The 19,313-nt window shown below is 38.9% G+C and carries 23 protein-coding genes; 13 read left to right on the top strand and 10 right to left on the bottom strand.

Going from position 1 to position 19,313, the window contains the following annotated elements:
- Positions 1-5 precede the first annotated feature (5 nt).
- Positions 6-680 (bottom strand): uracil-DNA glycosylase, encoded by a 675-nt coding sequence (ung, locus tag AC04MN_RS06975; RefSeq protein ID WP_475382463.1) that lies wholly within the window; start codon positions 678-680, stop codon positions 6-8.
- A gap of 154 nt (positions 681-834) precedes the next feature.
- Here ung and AC04MN_RS06970 point away from each other — a divergent pair, with 154 nt between their 5' ends.
- Positions 835-1,245 carry a hypothetical protein gene (locus tag AC04MN_RS06970; protein ID WP_475382461.1) on the top strand — a complete coding sequence of 137 codons (411 nt, stop codon included), beginning with the start codon at positions 835-837 and terminating at the stop codon, positions 1,243-1,245.
- A 42-nt stretch (positions 1,246-1,287) separates the two neighbouring features.
- Here the strand turns inward: AC04MN_RS06970 and AC04MN_RS06965 are convergent, their stop codons facing one another.
- On the bottom strand, positions 1,288-2,262 hold the full coding sequence (locus AC04MN_RS06965; protein ID WP_475382460.1) for a M14 family zinc carboxypeptidase: 975 nt from the start codon (positions 2,260-2,262) through the stop codon (positions 1,288-1,290).
- 164 nt (positions 2,263-2,426) lie between these two features.
- Here AC04MN_RS06965 and AC04MN_RS06960 point away from each other — a divergent pair, with 164 nt between their 5' ends.
- From AC04MN_RS06960 to AC04MN_RS06950, 3 genes are all read left to right on the top strand, one after another.
- Positions 2,427-2,663, top strand: a complete 237-nt coding sequence (locus tag AC04MN_RS06960) for a hypothetical protein (protein ID WP_475382459.1) — start codon at positions 2,427-2,429, stop codon at positions 2,661-2,663.
- Between the two features lie 120 nt (positions 2,664-2,783).
- Positions 2,784-3,503: a transcriptional repressor LexA gene (gene lexA, locus AC04MN_RS06955; protein ID WP_475382458.1), complete on the top strand. Its 720-nt coding sequence runs from the start codon at positions 2,784-2,786 to the stop codon at positions 3,501-3,503.
- An 84-nt stretch (positions 3,504-3,587) separates the two neighbouring features.
- Positions 3,588-4,823: a DEAD/DEAH box helicase gene (locus AC04MN_RS06950; RefSeq protein WP_475382457.1), complete on the top strand. Its 1,236-nt coding sequence runs from the start codon at positions 3,588-3,590 to the stop codon at positions 4,821-4,823.
- Positions 4,824-5,150: 327 nt separating this feature from the next.
- Here AC04MN_RS06950 and AC04MN_RS06945 read toward each other — a convergent pair whose 3' ends face one another.
- Both AC04MN_RS06945 and AC04MN_RS06940 read right to left on the bottom strand, forming a co-directional pair.
- Entirely contained in the window at positions 5,151-6,110 is a 960-nt protein-coding gene (locus tag AC04MN_RS06945) for a DDE-type integrase/transposase/recombinase (protein WP_475381333.1), read from the bottom strand.
- Positions 6,111-6,169: 59 nt separating this feature from the next.
- Positions 6,170-6,481, bottom strand: a complete 312-nt coding sequence (locus AC04MN_RS06940; RefSeq protein ID WP_475381332.1) for a helix-turn-helix domain-containing protein — start codon at positions 6,479-6,481, stop codon at positions 6,170-6,172.
- A gap of 115 nt (positions 6,482-6,596) precedes the next feature.
- Here AC04MN_RS06940 and AC04MN_RS06935 point away from each other — a divergent pair, with 115 nt between their 5' ends.
- The 9 genes from AC04MN_RS06935 (at position 6,597) to tnpC (ending at position 13,304) form a co-directional block, all read left to right on the top strand.
- Positions 6,597-6,980, top strand: coding sequence for a DoxX-like family protein (locus tag AC04MN_RS06935; protein ID WP_475382456.1), 384 nt, complete (start codon positions 6,597-6,599; stop codon positions 6,978-6,980).
- Between the two features lie 175 nt (positions 6,981-7,155).
- A complete protein-coding gene (locus AC04MN_RS06930) occupies positions 7,156-7,473 on the top strand; it encodes a recombinase family protein (RefSeq protein WP_475382455.1) in 318 nt (105 codons plus the stop codon).
- Between the two features lie 14 nt (positions 7,474-7,487).
- The gene (locus AC04MN_RS06925) at positions 7,488-7,649 is read left to right on the top strand and encodes a hypothetical protein (RefSeq protein WP_475382454.1); all 162 of its coding nucleotides are present in this window, start codon (positions 7,488-7,490) and stop codon (positions 7,647-7,649) included.
- Positions 7,650-7,735: 86 nt separating this feature from the next.
- Positions 7,736-8,647: a sce7726 family protein gene (locus AC04MN_RS06920; RefSeq protein WP_475382453.1), complete on the top strand. Its 912-nt coding sequence runs from the start codon at positions 7,736-7,738 to the stop codon at positions 8,645-8,647.
- A 12-nt stretch (positions 8,648-8,659) separates the two neighbouring features.
- On the top strand, positions 8,660-9,598 hold the full coding sequence (locus AC04MN_RS06915; RefSeq protein WP_475382452.1) for a sce7725 family protein: 939 nt from the start codon (positions 8,660-8,662) through the stop codon (positions 9,596-9,598).
- Between the two features lie 2 nt (positions 9,599-9,600).
- Positions 9,601-10,617 (top strand): RES family NAD+ phosphorylase, encoded by a 1,017-nt coding sequence (locus tag AC04MN_RS06910; RefSeq protein ID WP_475382451.1) that lies wholly within the window; start codon positions 9,601-9,603, stop codon positions 10,615-10,617.
- Between the two features lie 316 nt (positions 10,618-10,933).
- Complete coding sequence (locus AC04MN_RS06905; RefSeq protein WP_475381866.1) at positions 10,934-11,344, top strand: hypothetical protein; 411 nt, start codon at positions 10,934-10,936, stop codon at positions 11,342-11,344.
- A complete protein-coding gene (gene tnpB / locus AC04MN_RS06900; RefSeq protein ID WP_475381867.1) occupies positions 11,335-11,748 on the top strand; it encodes an IS66 family insertion sequence element accessory protein TnpB in 414 nt (137 codons plus the stop codon). Before AC04MN_RS06905 ends, tnpB begins: the two co-directional genes overlap by 10 nt.
- A complete protein-coding gene (gene tnpC / locus AC04MN_RS06895; RefSeq protein ID WP_475381868.1) occupies positions 11,748-13,304 on the top strand; it encodes an IS66 family transposase in 1,557 nt (518 codons plus the stop codon). The genes tnpB and tnpC overlap by 1 nt, the downstream gene beginning before the upstream one ends.
- Before the next feature lie 132 nt (positions 13,305-13,436).
- On the opposite strand, the gene AC04MN_RS06890 is transcribed toward tnpC, so the two are convergent.
- Genes AC04MN_RS06890 through AC04MN_RS06865 form a run of 6 tightly spaced genes read right to left on the bottom strand, consistent with a single transcriptional unit; the run spans position 13,437 to position 19,194 of the window.
- Positions 13,437-13,970 carry a methyltransferase family protein gene (locus AC04MN_RS06890; protein ID WP_475382450.1) on the bottom strand — a complete coding sequence of 178 codons (534 nt, stop codon included), beginning with the start codon at positions 13,968-13,970 and terminating at the stop codon, positions 13,437-13,439.
- On the bottom strand, positions 13,970-14,326 hold the full coding sequence (locus AC04MN_RS06885) for a hypothetical protein (RefSeq protein ID WP_475382449.1): 357 nt from the start codon (positions 14,324-14,326) through the stop codon (positions 13,970-13,972). Before AC04MN_RS06885 ends, AC04MN_RS06890 begins: the two co-directional genes overlap by 1 nt.
- Entirely contained in the window at positions 14,323-15,114 is a 792-nt protein-coding gene (locus AC04MN_RS06880; RefSeq protein ID WP_475382448.1) for an alpha/beta fold hydrolase, read from the bottom strand. Before AC04MN_RS06880 ends, AC04MN_RS06885 begins: the two co-directional genes overlap by 4 nt.
- Entirely contained in the window at positions 15,111-16,478 is a 1,368-nt protein-coding gene (locus AC04MN_RS06875) for a sigma-54-dependent transcriptional regulator (protein ID WP_475382447.1), read from the bottom strand. The genes AC04MN_RS06880 and AC04MN_RS06875 overlap by 4 nt, the downstream gene beginning before the upstream one ends.
- Complete coding sequence (locus tag AC04MN_RS06870) at positions 16,475-17,839, bottom strand: sensor histidine kinase (RefSeq protein ID WP_475382446.1); 1,365 nt, start codon at positions 17,837-17,839, stop codon at positions 16,475-16,477. The genes AC04MN_RS06875 and AC04MN_RS06870 overlap by 4 nt, the downstream gene beginning before the upstream one ends.
- Positions 17,839-19,194 carry an ABC transporter substrate-binding protein gene (locus AC04MN_RS06865; RefSeq protein WP_475382445.1) on the bottom strand — a complete coding sequence of 452 codons (1,356 nt, stop codon included), beginning with the start codon at positions 19,192-19,194 and terminating at the stop codon, positions 17,839-17,841. The genes AC04MN_RS06870 and AC04MN_RS06865 overlap by 1 nt, the downstream gene beginning before the upstream one ends.
- Positions 19,195-19,313 lie beyond the last annotated feature (119 nt).

Here is a 19,313-nt window from a genome sequence, read left to right as displayed (position 1 = left end):
AAAGATTATGCCAGATTCCAATCGATCACCGCTTGTCCATTAGCAGCAAGGTAAGCATTCGCCTTAGAAAATGGTTTTGTACCAAAAAAACCTCGGTGAGCCGACAAAGGAGAGGGGTGAACCCCCTCAAGCACCAAGTGCCTTTTGCGATCAATCAAAGCTCCCTTTTTAATCGCATAGGCGCCCCACAAGATAAACACTACATTTTGTCTTTGCGCATTGATCTCGGCAATAATACGGTCTGTGAACTTTTCCCAACCTCGCCCCTGATGAGCCCCAGCCTTCGAGTCTTCGACAGTCAAAACACTATTTAGCAGAAGTACACCCTTACGCGCCCAAGCAGAAAGATCACCACTTTGAGGAGTCTCAACACCCACGTCATCATTCAGCTCTTTCAAAATATTTCTAAGCGATGGTGGAAACTTAACTCCAGACCTGACCGAAAATGAAAGGCCATGGGCTTGCCCTTGTTGGTGATAAGGATCTTGACCTAGAATCACAACCTTGACGTCCTTCAGTGGTGTCATCTGTAATGCCGCAAAACAATCCGCTGCCGTCGGATAGATTTTTTTATTTTTTCGCTCTGCCTCAATAAAAACAAAGAGATCTCGCATATAAGATTTTTCTAGTTCATCCATAAGAATTTTTTGCCAATCACCAGGCATCTTAAAATGAGACATTTATGTGAAATCTCCTCGTCCGCTAAAAGTCCAGAAGCGGGATTCTAAATCAAACCTAATGCTTTTTAAAATCATTTTTTTATTAGGCCACTTCTTGACCAGACAGAATTTAAACTCATTGTTAGAATATAAGTAACAAACGAGGAGGTATGGCATGTCAAACAACCTGAACTCGCAACTTGAACTTTTAGAGGATAATCCAGAGGTTACATCTTATATTTACCAACAACTGTCTGAGTTTGAACCCTACATCAGTAGCAACACCGTCTTTGCTGTTATCGCAAAAGATCCCACTAAGCTAGCGAATCAGTTCGAGTCAGAGGGCGTCGCTCATGACAAGGCCAGCCTAAGAAAGCTTTTTCGAATATCAATGAGCCTGACTGAAAACGGGACAACTCTTGAAGCCGAAGGTGTCTCTACTGACATTTTTAGTGCTATAAAAATTGCCCGAGAGAAACTGAGTGCTCACTTAGCCAATGTTCATGATTCAATGGTTAGCCAAAAAGAACGCGAAAAAGAAATCGAAGACTTTATGCAGTCCCAAAGCATCAAGATCGTTCACTGACAACATGATACCAAAAAAAGGGACCCTCACCGGTCCCTTTTTTTATTTTTGATTTTCACTTTCGGGTTTGTTACTTGCCGTGAATCCTTGAATTTTTTTTTGTTCTTGCCGAGATTGCTCGGCCTTATCGGGGCGTTCGTCCATTTGCACTAAAAGACCGATAATATCTTGCAACTGCTCGAAGGGAGCAAAACTAACTGGTAAATCTTCCTTCAACTCCATCGTTAAGACAGGCGTTTGGCGCTCGAACCACATATAACGTCCTAAGCTTCCCGGCATATGCCCCAAAGTTTTCCAAGGAAGATAATCAAATTTTGGTGGCTTTGAAATCTTTGGACCATCGTAATCTAAAACTTTTAATGGCGTGTGCACACTCACAATAAAATCAGGCTTATAATTATCGATGTGTTCCAAGGCGCATTGAACTTCAGGCTCGCTACCCGCAATTTTTCCCGGATAGCGCCTTGGATTCGACTTCATTTGCTCGGTCCAATACTTAACAGCAAGCTGCTCCCAGTCCGCCGTTGGGAAGTTACGATTAAGATCAATTTTATTCGCATTTGTTCTGGTTCTAAGAAGAACACCATCAGGATTCAAAACTGGAACCACTCTCCAAGAATTGCGAGGTGAGATACTTTCTAATCGCTGCATCCAATATCGCCCTACCGTGCCCGCGTGGGTTTCGTCTCCGTGAATCAACGAAAAAACCAAGATTTTTTTTGCCTTTGGATCTTGCCCTTGTCGGCTATAATGATAAATAGGACGACCTTCGACGCTTGCACAGGTCTTAGATCTTTCAACCCGAGCACAGGCCTCTGCTAAAATCTTTTTATCAAACTTACCAGGATACTTTGATAAATCGTCGCTACAAAGCTTCGCCAGATTGAGGACACTATGGCCTGCAGAAGAAGCATTTTCAACAGACTCTTTGGTTTCGGCGACAGCGGGACTTAAAAGTCCAAACAGGAAGATCGCAACTAAACCTGTTAAAATTTGTTTAAAGAAAAAAGCTTTCACCGAATACCTTTCGCGTATTTATCTCATTATGGAAGACCTCGTGTTTCATCTCAAGGGGTACAGCGATAAAAATGCGCATTATTTTGAGAAAATGAGGATTCTGACTAAGGTCCTGAACGATTCGACCGATAAAACCTTTATCCAGAAAGTTAAAGGGAGGTCCAATGATTCAACGTGGTGGTTTTAGCTTTGTAGCAATGCTGGTGATTAATCCGATAGTGATCCTGTTCTACCAGAATTGCTCGATGGCTCCCGTGAGCAATGCTTCAAATCTGGCGCAGACGCCAATCACGATTCAACAATCGCGAAGCATTAGTTCTGAAAAAGGGACCATAGCGAAGCCCCTCCCTGCGGCTTGCATTAACGGCCAGGAAGCCTGCCCTACCTCGAATGTAGAGTAATAGTCTCACTCGTCGGCTTCCCGCAGAGAGGTAGACCTATCGCAGCATAAAAACTGCGATAGGTTTTTATTTTTCCTATTGACTTACATATTATTTACACTGTAAGTTCATATGTAACTTATGACGAAGAAAAAGCCCCTCCCCCCACTCACTGAAAAAGAAAAGAAAGTCTTAGACTATATCGAATCTTATATTTTGAGTTTTGGTATTTCTCCGTCATATCAAGAAATTAAAGATCATTTTGGATTCGCTTCGTTTAATTCTATTCAGAATTATTTGAAGCAGCTAATGACGAAGGGTTATATCGCAATGGAGGCTCATCAAAAGCGGGCCCTCACAGTGCTACATTCGTCATCAGCAGTCCAAACTGAGCTTCAATCCAAATCAGTCTCGACGGTAGGGTCTCCAAACGCTCAGCTCCTCCAGGCCCGCGAGGAGATCCTATCCATTCCTTTACTTGGTAAAGTTGCCGCTGGTCGCCCCATCGAAGCTCTCTCACATGATGAGTTCGTTGAAGCCCCTAAGCATATGATCAAAGAGCCTCGCAATTCCTTTGCCCTCAAAGTCCAAGGGAATTCAATGATCGAGGATGGCATTTTAAATGGCGACATCATCCTTATTCACTCTCAAAAATCAGCTAAGAACGGGGACATCATCGTAGCCACCGTGGACAATGAGGCCACAGTCAAACGAATCTATACAGGGAATCGGCCTGGATACGATAAATCCTCTCAGTGGATTGAATTGCGCCCCTCAAATTCCGAGATGGAATCTATGTGGTATTCACCCGAACAAGTAGAGCTTCGAGGAATCGTGACAGGGCTTCTTCGCAAATATTGAGTCTTTTTTCATCATTTGACTAAAACATTGGATTCACTTTAAAGGCGTGCTAACTAACAGCCTCTTGATTTAAAGTGAGGCCCCATGAAGTTTGAAAAATTCTATCTTTCTGAAGATCTTCTTAGAAACCTTCATGACAATGGCTTTTTCCGCACCACAGACATTCAGTACAAAGCCATCCCATCAATTCTTCGGGGCGAGGACGTCTTGGCCATTGCCCAAACAGGGACTGGGAAAACGGCCGCTTTTGCTATTCCACTGATCGACATCATCCATAAAGACAAATCAAGCAAGCGCAGCTACGGCATTCGCTGTTTGATCCTTGTTCCAACTCGCGAACTTGCTCAGCAAATTGGAGACGTCTTTCGTAAACTCTCAAAGCATACCAAAGTTAAAACTTTCGCCCTTATTGGAGGTGTCGATCAAGATCCACAGATCGACAAGCTTGAAGAGGGCATTGATATTCTGATTTCAACACCAGGTCGGATGTTTGACCTGATTAGCCAGGGCTTCGTTGATATTTCAAAAATCGAACACTTGGTTTTGGATGAAGCTGACCATATGCTTGATCTTGGTTTTATTGAAGATATCGAATCAGTTAAGCGCAAGTTAAGTCGGAGACATCAGACTCTATTTTTCTCGGCTACGATCAATCCAAAAATCAAAAAGCTGGCTTTTTCTCAAGTCCGTAGCAATGCCATCAGAATTCAAATTTCTCCAGAAGATCCTGTCTCTAAAAACGTTAATCACTCGGTTATGTTTGTTGAAATGGAAGACAAGCGTTTTTTCTTACAAGAGTATCTTAAGCAAAACGCCGAAGGTAAATTCATCGTGTTCGTTCGAACTCGAGTTCGAGCTGAACGCGTTGCTAAAGCAATGGACGGTTTCGGCATCAAAACTCTGACCATTCACGGAGAAAAAGACCAAGCCAACCGCGAAGAAGTAATGACTCAATTTAGAAACGGCGATGTTAATATTCTAATTGCAACCGACATCAACGCCCGTGGGATTGATATCCCTGATGTTACTCACGTTATCAACTATGACATCCCTGAAAAACCAGAAAATTACGTTCACCGTATCGGCCGAACTGGGCGTGGATTCAACAAAGGACTTGCTGTTTCATTCTGTTCTAGTGAAGAAAAAAAGCAGCTTGAAGAAATTCAAAATCTTTTGAATAAGAAAATTGAGGTGATTCAGGTTCGCAAAGAAGACTATGAGTTTATTGCTCAGGCTCCTGCGGAAAAAGAACTCAGCTTTGCTGAAATGATTGAACGCGAAGAGGCCATCTACAAATCAAATAAAAGAAAAAAGAAGTAAACAAATCGATTATTGAAAGTGAAATATTCTTGAGCTTTGGAATTTCGTTATTAAAACTCGCCTCATACAATAGTGGTATATTTTCAATAAGTTTACAGAAGAACATCTGAAGTAGATTCGAAATGACACCTTCCCTTTAAAGTCGCTAAAAGTTCAGGAATGAAGCAAATCATTTTATCAGTCGATCGCATTTATGTTAATTCCATTAGCAAGCTAAACCCCATTCAGCTCTTAAAAATCGCATTCAGCATTGTGTTTGTTTGGTTTGGAGTACTCAAATTGATTGGTGTCCTGTCCGAGCAACCCCCGCACAGAGTGGGCTGAAGTTTAAGTCAACACTGTGTTTGAAGGTGACTGATCCTGTTCCCAGTGTTTTCTTCTCAGTTCTTGGGCTTTCTGTCTAGCCCTTTCTCTTCGCTTCATTAGTTCGTAGCGGCCTTGGTGATGAACGGAGTTCGGGGCAAAGCCACCGTTGCCTTGATTGGGCCGGTGGAAGTTGTAGTCATAGATCTTTGCCCCGATCAACTTGTGAGCCACCTCTTCATTCTCGTACTGTTCTTGAAGATAAATTTCTTCTCTCTTTAACGTGCCGATGACTCGCTCTGTGCGAGCATTGCCTGTGGGTCTACCGATGCCACTGAGCCATAGCTTCAACCCCTGGATCTCGATGTTGTTCTTGGTATAAGCCGCCGTATTAGCACTGCCATGATCGGCAACGACGATTGGACGAAGTGCCCCATGCGGCAAAAAATCAATGCGCTCTTTGGCAACGGCTTCAGTGACAACTGTTACCACTTCGTGTTGAGTGATTTTGTGATAAAGGCCCCAAGACAGGATTTTTCTTGAGTGCCAGTCAAGCAGCACGAGTAAAAACATAAACTTGCCGTTCACATTGACCCACGTCCAATCCATCCCCCAGATTAGATTACTTCGCCAAGGTTCATGCAACAGCATGTCCTCTGGTGGGACGATGAGCTTGGGCGGCTTTTGTTCAAACGGATGATTCAGGCCGTGGGCCTTCATAATCTCGGCGACTTTGGTTTTACCAATGAAAGCCTTGGCGTTTTTCTCTAAGTGGTAAGCAATACGTCGGCAGTGCCAGTCGGGATTTTTCTTGGCGAGCCTTACCACGGCCTTTTCTTCTTTCGGTGTGATCTTGTTTTGGCCGCCACCGCCACCGTGATTCTCCTTTAAGCCATTTTCCTTCCATCGATAATACGACCGAGGATGCACCTCAAGCGCATCACAAATCTTCTTTACTGAGTGATGCTTAATATGCTCATCCACGAAGGCCCGGAGGGCCTCTCGTTGATCCTTGGTCAAATGACGGCCATATAGTGGCCCCTCTAAACCAAGCGACTCTTTTTTTTCATTGCAGCGAGTTCTATTGAAGTTTCGAGTAAGGCTTGAGCCAGCACTTCTTTTTCGGCTTTGAGTTCTGCCATCGCTGGATCTTCTTTTTGCTTTGGACCGCGCTTGATATCTTTTAGACCCGCAATCCCGCTTTGAAGGAACTTCTGCTTCCAACGCGAGAGTTGCGCTGGCGCAATGTTTTCTCGGCGACAAACGGCGCTTGCGCCCAGGCGTTCGGCCTCTAACACCAACTCCGCCATTTTCTCTGCTGATCTTCTTGTCCGCTTTTTCTTTGCTTCGCTCATTGTGACCCCTTTGTATCATGGTTTGTTCTCCTTTGAGAACTAGGGCTACCTTCGAGATTTCAGCTACTTAGCTCAAAATCCGCACACTTTTTTGACTTAAATTATCCCGCCATCTGTGACGAACGAGCCCGGACAGCACATTGGACTCAGCCCCGCGGAAGGGCTCGCCTACTCACTAGTACACAAAGTAACCGATCACCCTAACTGGGCCCACCCTCTATTTATCCTACTTGCTTGGATGGAGGTTTCCATTGGAGTCTTGTTTCTATTTTCGCGCACCATGAAATATGCTGTCATCCTTTTGTTTTTACAAATGCCTCTGACGTTTTTACCATTGATCTTTCTATCAGATGCAACGTTTTTAAAAGCTCCACTTATCCCCAATATGGAGGGACAGTACATAATAAAAAACTTAGTATATATTGCGGCCGGTGTTCTTCTTGGCCAGGCATCTGAAAAACAAAAACTAAACGAATCGCCTGGCAAACATTCAATTTGAATTCTAGGAATTTGGTGGACCTAATCAATCGACAAGCGAACCCCACCATCATCATGATTTTATTGAACTTTCTCCGCGAACACAAGAGCGAATTTTTGAAAAATGTGCTCCACTTTATAAAAAAGGCCTCTCTATTCGAGATATAGAAACAGTAACAGGAATTCCTAAAACGACAGTGCGTGAAACACTTGTTAAAAATGGAATGTCACTTAGAAATCCGCTCAATGGAAATGCTCGCCACATAGATCGACTACATACTAAGCGCGGCGGCTCCACTCCTTACGGATACGCTTACCTTGATGGCCAACTTTTAGTTGATCCAAAAGAGCAAATCATTGTCAGAAAAATTTTAAAACTTCACCAATCTGGAATGTCTGGCAACGCCATTGCGATTGAACTAAATGACCAAAAAATTCCAAGTCGAACTGGCAAAACATGGCGGCCATATGTGGTGAGAAGAATTATTAAAGCAGATAAAACTAAGAAAAAATAATTGGAGGAATTAGGATGAACAGCTTAATCAAAATTGCAGTTGTAATGACATTTGCAGCAGTTGCTAGCGGTAATCTACCAAAGATACTTAAACAGATTCATAAAGCTCAGTACGAGTTGATAATGGACTCAAAAGCATCAAGATGGCCGAAAGCGATGTTATTGGAATCTAGGTAAATTTATCTTTTTCAGAATAAGCTCCTCTCGGCACGTACGTTTTGTCATAAGCCCGCCGCTGCACTGAGAATAATCATTTAACTTCTATGAAAAATCGTAGTAATATTGCAAATATGGGTATTAAAAGTGTGGAAATAAAGGCAGATGCATTAGTGGCTAGATTCTTTAGCGAATCTACTATTCGTTCTTTTTTGCACGACACAAAATCTGCTAAAACTTTCTTATCTGAGTTTCAATATCATTTTTCTCAATCTGACTCCCCTTTTCAAGGAGGAACTTACAGAGATCTTTTTGATTTTGCATATAAATATTTGCTTAAAAATTACCGTAACGAATATATATACAAAAATGCAATTGCTAAAAATATTTTATTAGGAAAACATTCTTTAAACACAGCCTTTATGCTTCAAGAATTTCGAATAGGTAAATGCAAAGCAGATACTGTAGTTTTAAATGGCACATCCAATGTTTATGAAATAAAAAGTGAGTTAGATACTTTAGACCGCTTACAAAAACAAATATCAGCATATTTGGACGTTTTTGACATGGTTCATGTCATAACCTTTCCTGGCCAATCTAAAAAAATTCAAGATGTTGTTCCAAAATGTGTTGGATTAATGGAACTTACGAAGAGAAATAGTATTAGTGTTATTCGTGAAGCTAAATCTGGTAAACAAAATATTTCGTGCGCAACTCTTTTTGATTCATTAAGAAAAAGTGAGTATGAAAATATAATCACATCTTTTTATGGAGCAAAACCAGAAGTACCAAATTCGTTATCTTATAGAGAATGCAAAAAATGGTTTATTCAAATTCCTCCTGATATCGCACACGACTTTGCAATTGAGGAGCTGAAAAAACGCGGAAACAGTGTCCAATTAAAAGATTTTGTCACGGATGTTCCTGATTACTTTAAATCACTTTCATTAAAGGCAAAATTTACTCAATCAGAAACCAAAAATTTATCTGCATTATTAGATGCCGTTGTTTACCTATAAGGAGATAAGAAAATGTACTACCCTTATTTTAGAGGAAAACAATACGAACTAATAACACTGAGAGAAATGGCACCTCAATTGGGAACGAAAGTAATTCCAATACTTGAACCTGTAAAAAAAGATCCATCTGGCTTAAAAAAATGTATTACAGAAATAAAAAAAGCAAATCTACCTTTAATTTTTATTCTAAATCCTAAACATGGAGATTTTAAAAATAATAATTTGCCTTTAATAGATATTTTAGACCAAGAATTAACAAGCTACGGTCACTTGCAAATTGGCTATATTATCGACGGAAATAGTGAGCTAACAGATATTATCAATTTTTTAACTCAACATAATGACAAAAAAATTGCGTTAATCCACTATGGCTATCCAGATGCGCTAGTACTTGCTTCTGAAATGAATAAGAAGAACATAAAAATTGAAACAAATGTATATATTGATGGTTTTTGTGGAAAGCTTTATCAAAGAAATTTAAAGAATACCTCATCTTCAACAGTACTTGTTCGCGATGGTTTTAAAAAACTTAAAAATGCTGATTATCCAGAGGATGAGATTTTTTCTGAACTTCACTTAACTTTTCAAGATGAAGGAGTTACTGGTTTTGGAGACTTCTTGGCAGTTGGAGATGATTATTCCGAATCAGGTGGACCGGCCTATGCAATTGCAATTCACACAACATATTTAAGAGAAGATCAGGTAATGAACATTAAGCATTTTGTTTCTGATCGTGTAGATTCCCCTGTTGATCCCGCTGGTAAATTTATTGAAGCATTAGATAAACTAGTCGAAGAAATGAATTCAACTGGCTCTTTGATAAAAAAAACATCAGCATTAAAAGAATTTGAAAAACTTCACGCTGATGGTCACTTTCCAGGCTTAGGGTATGTTAAAAAATTATCAATGAAACACCACTTAGAATTATTAACAATATTTCTTAATAACTAATTATGATTTGCGAAAACTGCTTTGGTGATTATTTTTTAGCTGAGCATATCCGACGAGAGGGCTTAGTAATAAACAATTGCCAATTTTGTAATTCTGTAAACATAAAGGCAATTGAACCAATCCATATTTCTGATATCGTTGCACCAATTCTAGATGCCTACAACGAATCGACTGATGACAATGCATCGTCATTAGCATTTTATCTAAAACGAGATTGGTCACATTTAAAAAATGTTTCTGACGAAACAGCAACAAAAATATTAGATGCTATTTTTCCCGAGCTGAATCTTCCTAAGAAGCGCTACACTTCAAAACAATCTCAATCCGAACGCCTAAAATTATGGGATGATTTCCAAAACGAACTAAAACATACTAATAGGTTTTTTCCCAAAATTAAGATAATTGAAGAAAGAGAACTTCAAGGACTACTAGAATTTTTAATTTTAAAAAGCTCACTCACCAATTTTTATAGGGCACGTATATGCAATTCAAATAATATATTTCTTCCAGCAGAAATGGGCCGTCCTCCCATTAATAAGGCAAAAGGTGGAAGAGCTAATCCTGTTGGCATTTCATATCTTTACACCGCATCTGATGTCGATACGGCAATTGCAGAAGTCCGTCCAAGCGTTGGAGACAAAGTTTCAGTGGCCGAATTTTCATCGGTAAAAGAACTTATACTTTTAGATTTGAGAAATCCACGCGAAACAATTTCACCATTTGAAATTGGTGATGAAGATCAAATTATTCAAATCTTAAATGAAATGAGCTTTTTAATTAAACTTGGAGAACAACTATCTAAACCAATTCTTCCAAAAGAAATTGAACTAGAATACTTAGCAAGCCAGTATCTGAGTGAGATGATTAAGCATTTTGGTTACGACGGGGTCGTTTATAAAAGTTCTGTCGGCAAAGGATTTAATGTTGCATTTTTTGATGATTCAAAACTTGTAATGCCAACAATTGTCAAACAATACAACATTGCAAAAATTGATTATGCTTACATTAAGGTTGAATAGACTTTTATTATTTTTTGACAATTCATTTTTCGGGAAAAGAATCTGATATCTATTTTCCAATGTCTTCACTTTTAAACAACAATACAAGTCCCGAAATGGCAAGTACACATCCAATGCAGGACAAAGCAAATAACACAAATGATGGCAAAGTTAAACTAGTTGTCGAAACAAGAGTTGGAACGAAAAAAAGAAGAGAAAACAAAAAGCAGATACACGCACTTTTCTGATTTTTTGAGAGTGATTTCCCTAGAATTACTGTAACCACTGCATAAAACGCGTCTAGGAAAGTTTTTCGTCGTCCGGCATGCTGAGTTCCATGAATACACAGCGTGCAAAACAACTTATCGAAGAAATTCAAGAACTCACCCGCCAATATCATGCTGAAGTAAGTTCAGTCAGGAAACCCTGGCCGAAATCTATAAAAACGAGAATCCAAGAATTGTTTGAACTAGACGTACCGGTGAAGAAAACAGCTCGGCAAATCGACATCCCCTATGCGACCATTATGTCCTGGCGAATTCGGCCCAAAAAGAAAATCAAACCAGATTTCCATGCCCTCACAGTTAGACCCAGTCCAACCGTCACAGTTGGACCATCTAACAATCAGAAGTCTAATAGTGGTCTAACTGTGACGGTTAGAACACCTGAAGGATATATTTTGGAAATTCCCGAAGCCATTGCGGCCAAAACCATTCTTGAACTTCAGCGGGGGGTCTCATGTTTCTAGATCGCAAGGGACTTCGCGCATTCATCTATCGAGAAAGTATAGATATGCGGTGTGGGTTTGAAAAGTTGCACTCGCTTTGTGTTCACCAAATGCAAGCCATCATGGATCAGGGGCATGTGTATATATTTTTCGGAAAAAACCGCAAACGAATCAAAGCTCTGTTTTATGATGGTACTGGATTGGTACAGATTTCAAAGCGTATGGAAAAGGGCAACTTCATGTCTTTAGCAGATTTACTTGGCCGTTCCGAAGTCAGTCTTGCAGAATTAAAGATGATTTTTCATGGCAGTATGATCAGAACTCCGATTGTGGATCGGTCGCTATCAGCATCAATACCACAAAATGCACTGACGCAAAGGGAGTCAGTTGATCTTCCCAAAGGGGCCATTCAGAATCTTGTCTGATGGATGAGCGAACTCGACGAATTATTGAAAGCGAAAAAGATCCCCGCATTTTGCAGGCGCTTTTGACACAAGCACTCGAGTTCATCGATCAACAAAAGGCTTTGGTAGCAAAACTTCAGGAGGAGCAGGCGCTGAGCGCACAATCCAAGTTTAATCTCGATGAGCGCGTTAAACTTCTTCGCCGAAGTATTTTTGGCAAATCCGCAGAAAAAAGAGCTGAGGCAACAGACCGCCCGCGCGATAAGAGTCAGACCGAGGCTTTGTTATTTAGCCAGGCCGCATTTCCTGCTGAAGTTTCACGCGAGGATCAAACAAAAAACAAGTGGTCTGGTCTTCCAACTCAAGAAGTTGAACATCATTTTGCTGATCGCGAACTTGATGAAGAAGCAAAGCTTCGTGGTATTGAAAATCCGCAGCCATCAATGTGGAAAAATACGGGCCTTTATGATGAATCCTTCCGCATAGAAATCATCGAACGCTCTTACTTCAAAGAAATCCACAAAAAGTTCAAATACAAGCTTGATCCAAAATTCAATCCCGATCCTGATAAAGAAGTTATTATCACGGCCAATGGCCCTTCGGGTCTATTGCCGGGAATGAATTACTCCACAGATTTTGTCGTCAGTGTTGTGGCGGATAAATATATCAGCCACATGCCACTTGAAAGACAAATTCGAGAAATGGAGTCTTTGGGACTTAAGGGAATCAAGAACAGTACTTTATCCAGAATGGCCGGACTTGTGGCAGCAAGTTTGGAATCCATTCAGGCAGAAATTCTTAAGGAACTTAAAGTTACTGATTTAGCACTTCACCTGGATGAGACGCCTTGGAAAATCCAAAACAAAGATGAAAAGGACGGCTATATGTGGGTTGTGAGCAACCGCTATGGTAGTCATTACTTATTCAAACCCACCAGGTCAGGGCAAGTTGTAAAAGAATTTTTGGATGGATACAACGGTCCAGTGGTGACTGATGGTTATAGCGGTTACAATGTTCTTCAAGAGGCGGCAATCCCACAAGCTTTCTGTTGGGCCCATGGCCGCAGAGAATTTATAAAAATCGAAGACCACGATCCATCGGTGAAACCCATCTTAGATGACATCGATAAATTGTTTGAGATCGAGCGCGAGGCTAAGTCTTTCGAGGAACTCGCAAATATTCGAAGGACCAAAAGTCTCGTTGTTGTAAATGATTTAAATCGAAAACTTCTGGAAGAGTTTCCGAAGTCCCGGCCAGGAAGTCAGAAGCGCAAAGCCATTGAGTACCTCACCAAACGGTGGGATGGTTTTACATTGTTTTTAGGGGACATCCGCATTCCACTTTCCAACAACGAAGCCGAACGCACAATTCGACATGCTGTCGTTGGAAGAAAAAACTATTATGGTTCTGGAAATCATGCTGGTGGAGAAACAGCTGCGACCTTGTTTTCAATTATTGAGACGTGCAAAAAGAATGATCTTGATCCGCGGACCTATCTTAGCATGGCACTGCATATGGTGGCCGACGGAAAAACACCGCCGACGCCACTGGCACATGCCCGAGCCCTTCGTCAATAACGCGTCTTACGCAGGGTTTACGAATTACTGCAATTAATTTTTCTAACATAATGTCTTCTTTCGGAATATATTATCTGTGATAATCTCAAATATTATACTGTTTATCAAGAAAACTAGACTTAATAAATTATACTATTTATTTGAATTAAGAGCTTTTTCTTCAAACCTAGCTCTAAGAAAATACAAACTCGACGAGATTAACAATAGAACTGCATTCAAGGGATTCAAAAACACCATTCCAATCTCTGAAATCACATAACCCCAGTACATTGGGTGTTTCATCAAGCGATAAATTCCAGAAGAAACATGACCACGATTGGCCGGTGAAATTCCAATTGAATGACCTAATTCTATAGTGGCAAGGGCCACAAGAAGAAAGCCCACAATTGATAGTAAATTTGATACCAAAAAGAACAACTTTACGTCTTCACTTGGTGAAAAATACAGTAACGGCATAGCTGATGAAACATAGGCCATCACTGATTGCACTTTATCTGCTTGTATCGAACTTGGTTTTCTTTTAAGAAAAAAGTAAGCTGCAACAAAATCACGAAGCACTAATAACAAGAAAAATACCAACTGAGTTTGGTGCCAGCGATAAAAAGCTATGGCACCAAAGCCAAACATCATGATTGACCCAAAATATTTGCCGTTATCTTTTTTCATTAAATGCCGGGTTCGCTCTTAAGGCTAAAAACTTTAAACTCTGGTTTTTGAATTTCTTTATTCAAAGTCTTTTCAGCACCAATACTTTGTAAATATCGCAAAGTATGACGAACAACTTCATGCTTATAATCTTCAGTGTTTTTAATTTGTGGAAATTCATCTTGAAGATTTAAAAGTTCCATTGGGTGCTGATCACCAGAACGAATAACATCACGACGAAGCTCCATCAATCGTGATAACTTTGCCTCTTCTTCTTCAGCAGAAATTCTTTCAATCTCGGCCGCATACGAAATCACGACTTGAAAAGTAGCTCCGATAGCTAGTGCAATAGCAAGAGTTCTTAAAATATTTTTCATATTTCCCCCTTTAGGTAAAAGTTTATTTTTTCAATAATGATCTGACTTAATTTTTCAGGTTGATCTATTGACACAAAGTGACTTGCTCCATTCATTTCAACAAAATCAAACCCACCACACAAAGCATCTTCTTTTAAAAATGAAGGCGAAAGTAATTTATCATTAGAGCCACAGACAAAAAGTTTTAATCCTCTTTGCGACTTTAAATTTGCAAGTTTTGCATCTTGCAAGAGAGCATCACCACGATTATCTAAAAAGAATTGAGCCGAAACTTTATCATCTAACAAAATCTTTTTACCATTTTGATTTACAAAATATAAAGGCCCATAGCTAGAAAGCCATTTAGCAAAACTTAAATTATCTCTTTTGTTTTCCCAGTTTTTTTCTGTATCTATTAGTTCTGGTGTTGAATTATCAGAATAAGATTTACCAGCAGACATGAGTGTTGATTTTAGAAATGGAGTTGATAGGCAAAGGACTCCTAATGCTGAATCATTTAAAAAAGCATCTGCCGCAAAAAAACCACCAAATGAATGACCAAGAACAAATTTAGTACCAGATTCATTTTTAATCACATCAGAAATTGCCGATGAAATTTCATCATAAGTTTTTTTACCAACATATTTTGATTCATTTGTTCCTTGAAAATCTAAGTAGGCCAATTCAAATTCAGATTTTAAAAGATCAAGCCCCCGAAGAGTCAAAGAACTCAACCCTGGCCCCCCAGGAATAATAAATATTTTAGCTGCATTATTTTTATCAGAAGCTATTCTTGTTAATTGAATCATATTAAGGCCTCAGCTTTTTCTCTAAATGCTTGGGCACTTAGTTTTGCAGTTAAGTTGAATTCTTTAAGCCAGCGATACAGTGTCGCTTCACTTACCCCAAGGCTAACGGCAGCTTTTCTTTTGTTTCCGTTGAACTCATTTAAAGTTTTAATGACTTCTTCTTTACGGGCATTTGATTCAACAATTTCTGCTCGCGAAACTTGGTTTTCTTGCGGTGATCGGCCACATTCAATGGCCTCGATCACTGCTTTTTTATCAATTGTTAAACGATCTGATAAAACGATGATTCGCTCGATCACATTTCTAAGCTCTCTGATATTACCGGGCCAGCGATAGGCCAATAATTCATTTTCACCATCTGTTGTTAAATGAAATCGTTCCCCATTTTGAGAAAGTTCTTCAATAAATAAATTTGCATAAAACAAAATATCTTCTGGTCTTTCACGAAGAGCTGGAAGTTTTAAAACAAAAGTATTGAGTCGTTGAAGTAAATCTAAACGAAATTCACCTTCGGTCACAAGTTTATTTAAATCACGATGAGTCGCTGCTATAAATCGCACATTAATCTTTTTCGTTTTATTTGAACCTAGTGGTTGAATTTCTTTTTCTTGAATCACGCGAAGTAATTTAGTTTGAACAGAAGCTGAACTTTCACCAATTTCGTCTAAGAAAAATATTCCATTATGAGCCGTTTCAATGAGTCCAGTTTGATTTGCGACAGCACCAGTAAAAGCGCCACGCTCATGACCAAACAAGATACTTTCGGCCATTTCTTTTGGAATACATCCCATATTGGCAGTTACTGCCTTCTTTTTTAAATTAAGAGCTATATGTTGAGCTAAAAATTCTTTACCTGTTCCAGTTTCACCTAAAATAAGAATTGGTGCTTCTGTATTACTTCTCACAATTGTATCAACTTTATGGAGTACATCTTTAACTGATTGCGATTGAGTTAAGTATTTTATTTGAGCCTGTTCTTTATTAACGAGACTTAACTGAGTTGCTTTTTGAAGATTTCTAAGTAATGATTCAAAATAATTTTCATCTTTAACGATAAATTCAAACAATCTTCGGCGTGTGGCTTCAATAATTCGTTTTGTGCTCGTGTCTCCACTTAAAACGATTAAAAATGTGCCCGGAGAAAATTTGTTCATATAATCTAATAAATGAATGCCGTCATGCTCTTGGCCTTCAAAGTTTAAATCAATAACTGCGGCATCAAACTGTGATTCTTTCACTAAAGCCTTTGCTTTAACAACGCTATTAGATGTTTGAATATCAAATGACGACCTCAAACTTAAATGCAATGTTTGTAACATTTCAGAGTCATCGTCACAGATTAAAATTTTTGGTTTTAATGTCATAGAACCCCCAAGCGAATTTCAAAGCTAGAACCGCCAAGATCACTTTTTTTATAAATAAGTTTTCCACCGTGAGAACGAACAATATGATTAGTTGAAGATAAACCAAAAGCCTGACGATTGGCCTTTCCTGAAGTGCCACGGCCTTGCAGGTATAAAGGAATAGATGCTTCATCCATACCAGAGCCATCATCACAAATTTTAATAATGGCATTGTCTTCAGTTTTTAAAATTGAAACCCGCACTTGAGATTTTGCAGCTTCCATTCCATTTTCAATTAGATTTACAATTGCTCTTTTAAGCAGAATTGGATCATGGGGAACTGATAAATTTTTGAAATCAATCTGAGTAAATATATTCTTAGATGAATTAATAGCAGTCACTTGTTTTACACCATCATTCACACAGTCAATAATATTTAAATCCCGAAGAGCAACTGGCTCTTCTTCAAGATTTTTCTTGGCCGAAGTGACTTGACTTAAAATTTGATCTGCAATTCTTGGAATACTCGCAGAGGCATCAATTCGAGTTTCTTCATCGACAGTTTCATCGTGAGCTAATCGTGCTCTTTGCCTTAAAGCCGCTACAGGGTTATGAAGATCATGAATAAGTCTTTTATAAGCATCGGCCGATAATTTTTTAGCTTTTGTTTCAGCTAATTGATCTTGAGCATTTTCAAGAGCAATTTTAGTTGATTGAACCGTTGTTCTAATTTCTTCGAGTTCTCGAATATGAATTGGATCAGATTCTGTATCATTAGATATTTGAGCCATGCCTTTAATCTCAGAGTGCAATTGCTCAAGTGGCTTTAAGGCTTTTTTGATAGCTTTCTTTATTTGTAGTGAAGAATATAATGAAATTAAAATACTCAAAATAAAAGTAAAAATAAATATTCCAGCAGAACTTAATAAAGATGGTATCAATGGAGACAATATATAAAGTTTGGCAATAGAAGATGACTCTTCAGATTTTTTAACATCAATAGAAGTCAAAATAAGTGATTTTGAAATTCCATGGCCGAAAAAATTAAGATAAATACTTGGCAGTTGAGCAGGACGATCTAACTCATTCATAGAGCGATTGGTCGCAAGCACAACATCATCGACCGTTAAAAGAACATCACTCTGAATAGAAGTTGCAACAGATTGAAGAATTCGAAGCATTTCTGGACGATCTGATGATTCAACTAAAGTCGCAAGATATGGCGATAGTGCCTTTGCCATTTTTTCATCTGAACTAAGTCGATTCCCTAGTGATAATGCAGCAAACATTCCTGAAATTAAAATGGCCACAACAAATGAAATCGCCCAGCGATAGGGATTCAATGAAGCATTGATATGTCTAAACAGCGATACGGTTTTCATTATTTAACCACCTGCTTAGCAGCACAGTCGGCATCTAGTGTTACCTTTGTATAATCAATATAAACATCAGATAAGATATTAGGTTCAAACCCATGAACACATTTAGAAACCCAGTAGTTTGCTCGTGGGTGAAATAGACTGACTGTCACTGCTGACGATTCAACAAGTTTTAAAGCTTCTTTGTAATATTCTTCTCGAAGTTTTCGATCTTGAGTGGCCCGTGATTTTTTTAAGAGCTGATCAATTTTCATATTTTTAAGACCACTAAAATTATCTGGATTATCAGATTCAAAGTTTTTTAGCAAAAAGTCTGCATCAGGGTAATCCATATTCATTGAAACTAGAAATGCTTGATGGGCTTTCTTATCGTAGCCCTCCATCAGCTTATTCCATTCCATAAGTTGAAATTCAACATTCCATCCCTTTTCTTTCATCGACTTTTCAAGTAGGGCTTTCATTTCAGAAGCACGTGCTAACTCTTGTGGGATAACTACGACGATTTTATCTTTTGGTGGTGTAAATCCGAGAGTATTTATTTCGACCTTAATATTTGATCCAGTTAAACCATGGGGCACATAACCATTGGCCTTTGTTGAATCTGGATAAAAAGTTTTTCTAAAATCTTCAGCTGGAATTCGATTTTTAAAAAGTTGGCGAACTTTTAAATCATTAAATGGTTTTTTCAATGTGTTTAAGCCAATGATCCACGTTGAGGCTACAGGACTTGAAATTTTCTGACCTGATTTAAAAATATTATTTTCTTCCGTTAAAGGCCATGAAGCCAGATCGTGCATTAATCCAGATTTAGAAAGTTTAATTGAATCTTCTTCGGTTGCTTCCTTTAAAATCATAGAAGCAATTTTTGGAGCACCAGAATAATAGCGATCAAATGCTTTAAGATGAATTTCTTTATTAGCTCGATCAAACTTGGTTAGAACAAATGGTCCTGAACCAGTAGGATTATCAAAAAAATGTGGATCACTTATTTTTGATTTTGGTAACACTTTCGCGGTTGCCCCAGCAAGCACCGACAAAAATGGTGGAAATGGAAAATTTAATTCAATGACGATTGTTTTTGAATCAACAACCCGAATCGCTTTAATTGAGTCATAGAATTTTCTAACAGTGCTTTCTTTCGATAAGGCCCTTTGAAGTGAGGCTTCAACATCTGTAGCAGTTATTTCAGAACCATCATGAAAGAAAATATTTTTTCGCAATTTAAAAGTTAAAGTCTTGCCATCTTTAGAAGTTGACCATGATTCGGCCAGAGCACCTTCAATTTTTAATGTCGGTAAAAATTTCAAGAGTCCATCATACAGTAAATTTCCTACGGCCAATGAAGCTGTATCATTCATTTTTATGGGATCAAGTGACAGTGGAATAGAATAAATGGCTTTAACATAACTTGGGCCAGAAGTTTGAGCGTATAAAGGAGCTTGAATCTGTGATTCAATTATAAAAACGAATAAAAATA

This window comes from Bdellovibrio sp. ZFWA1 (assembly GCF_056175665.1).
Note: the sequence above shows the minus strand (reverse complement) of the source record. Positions and strands in the feature narration are given on the sequence as shown.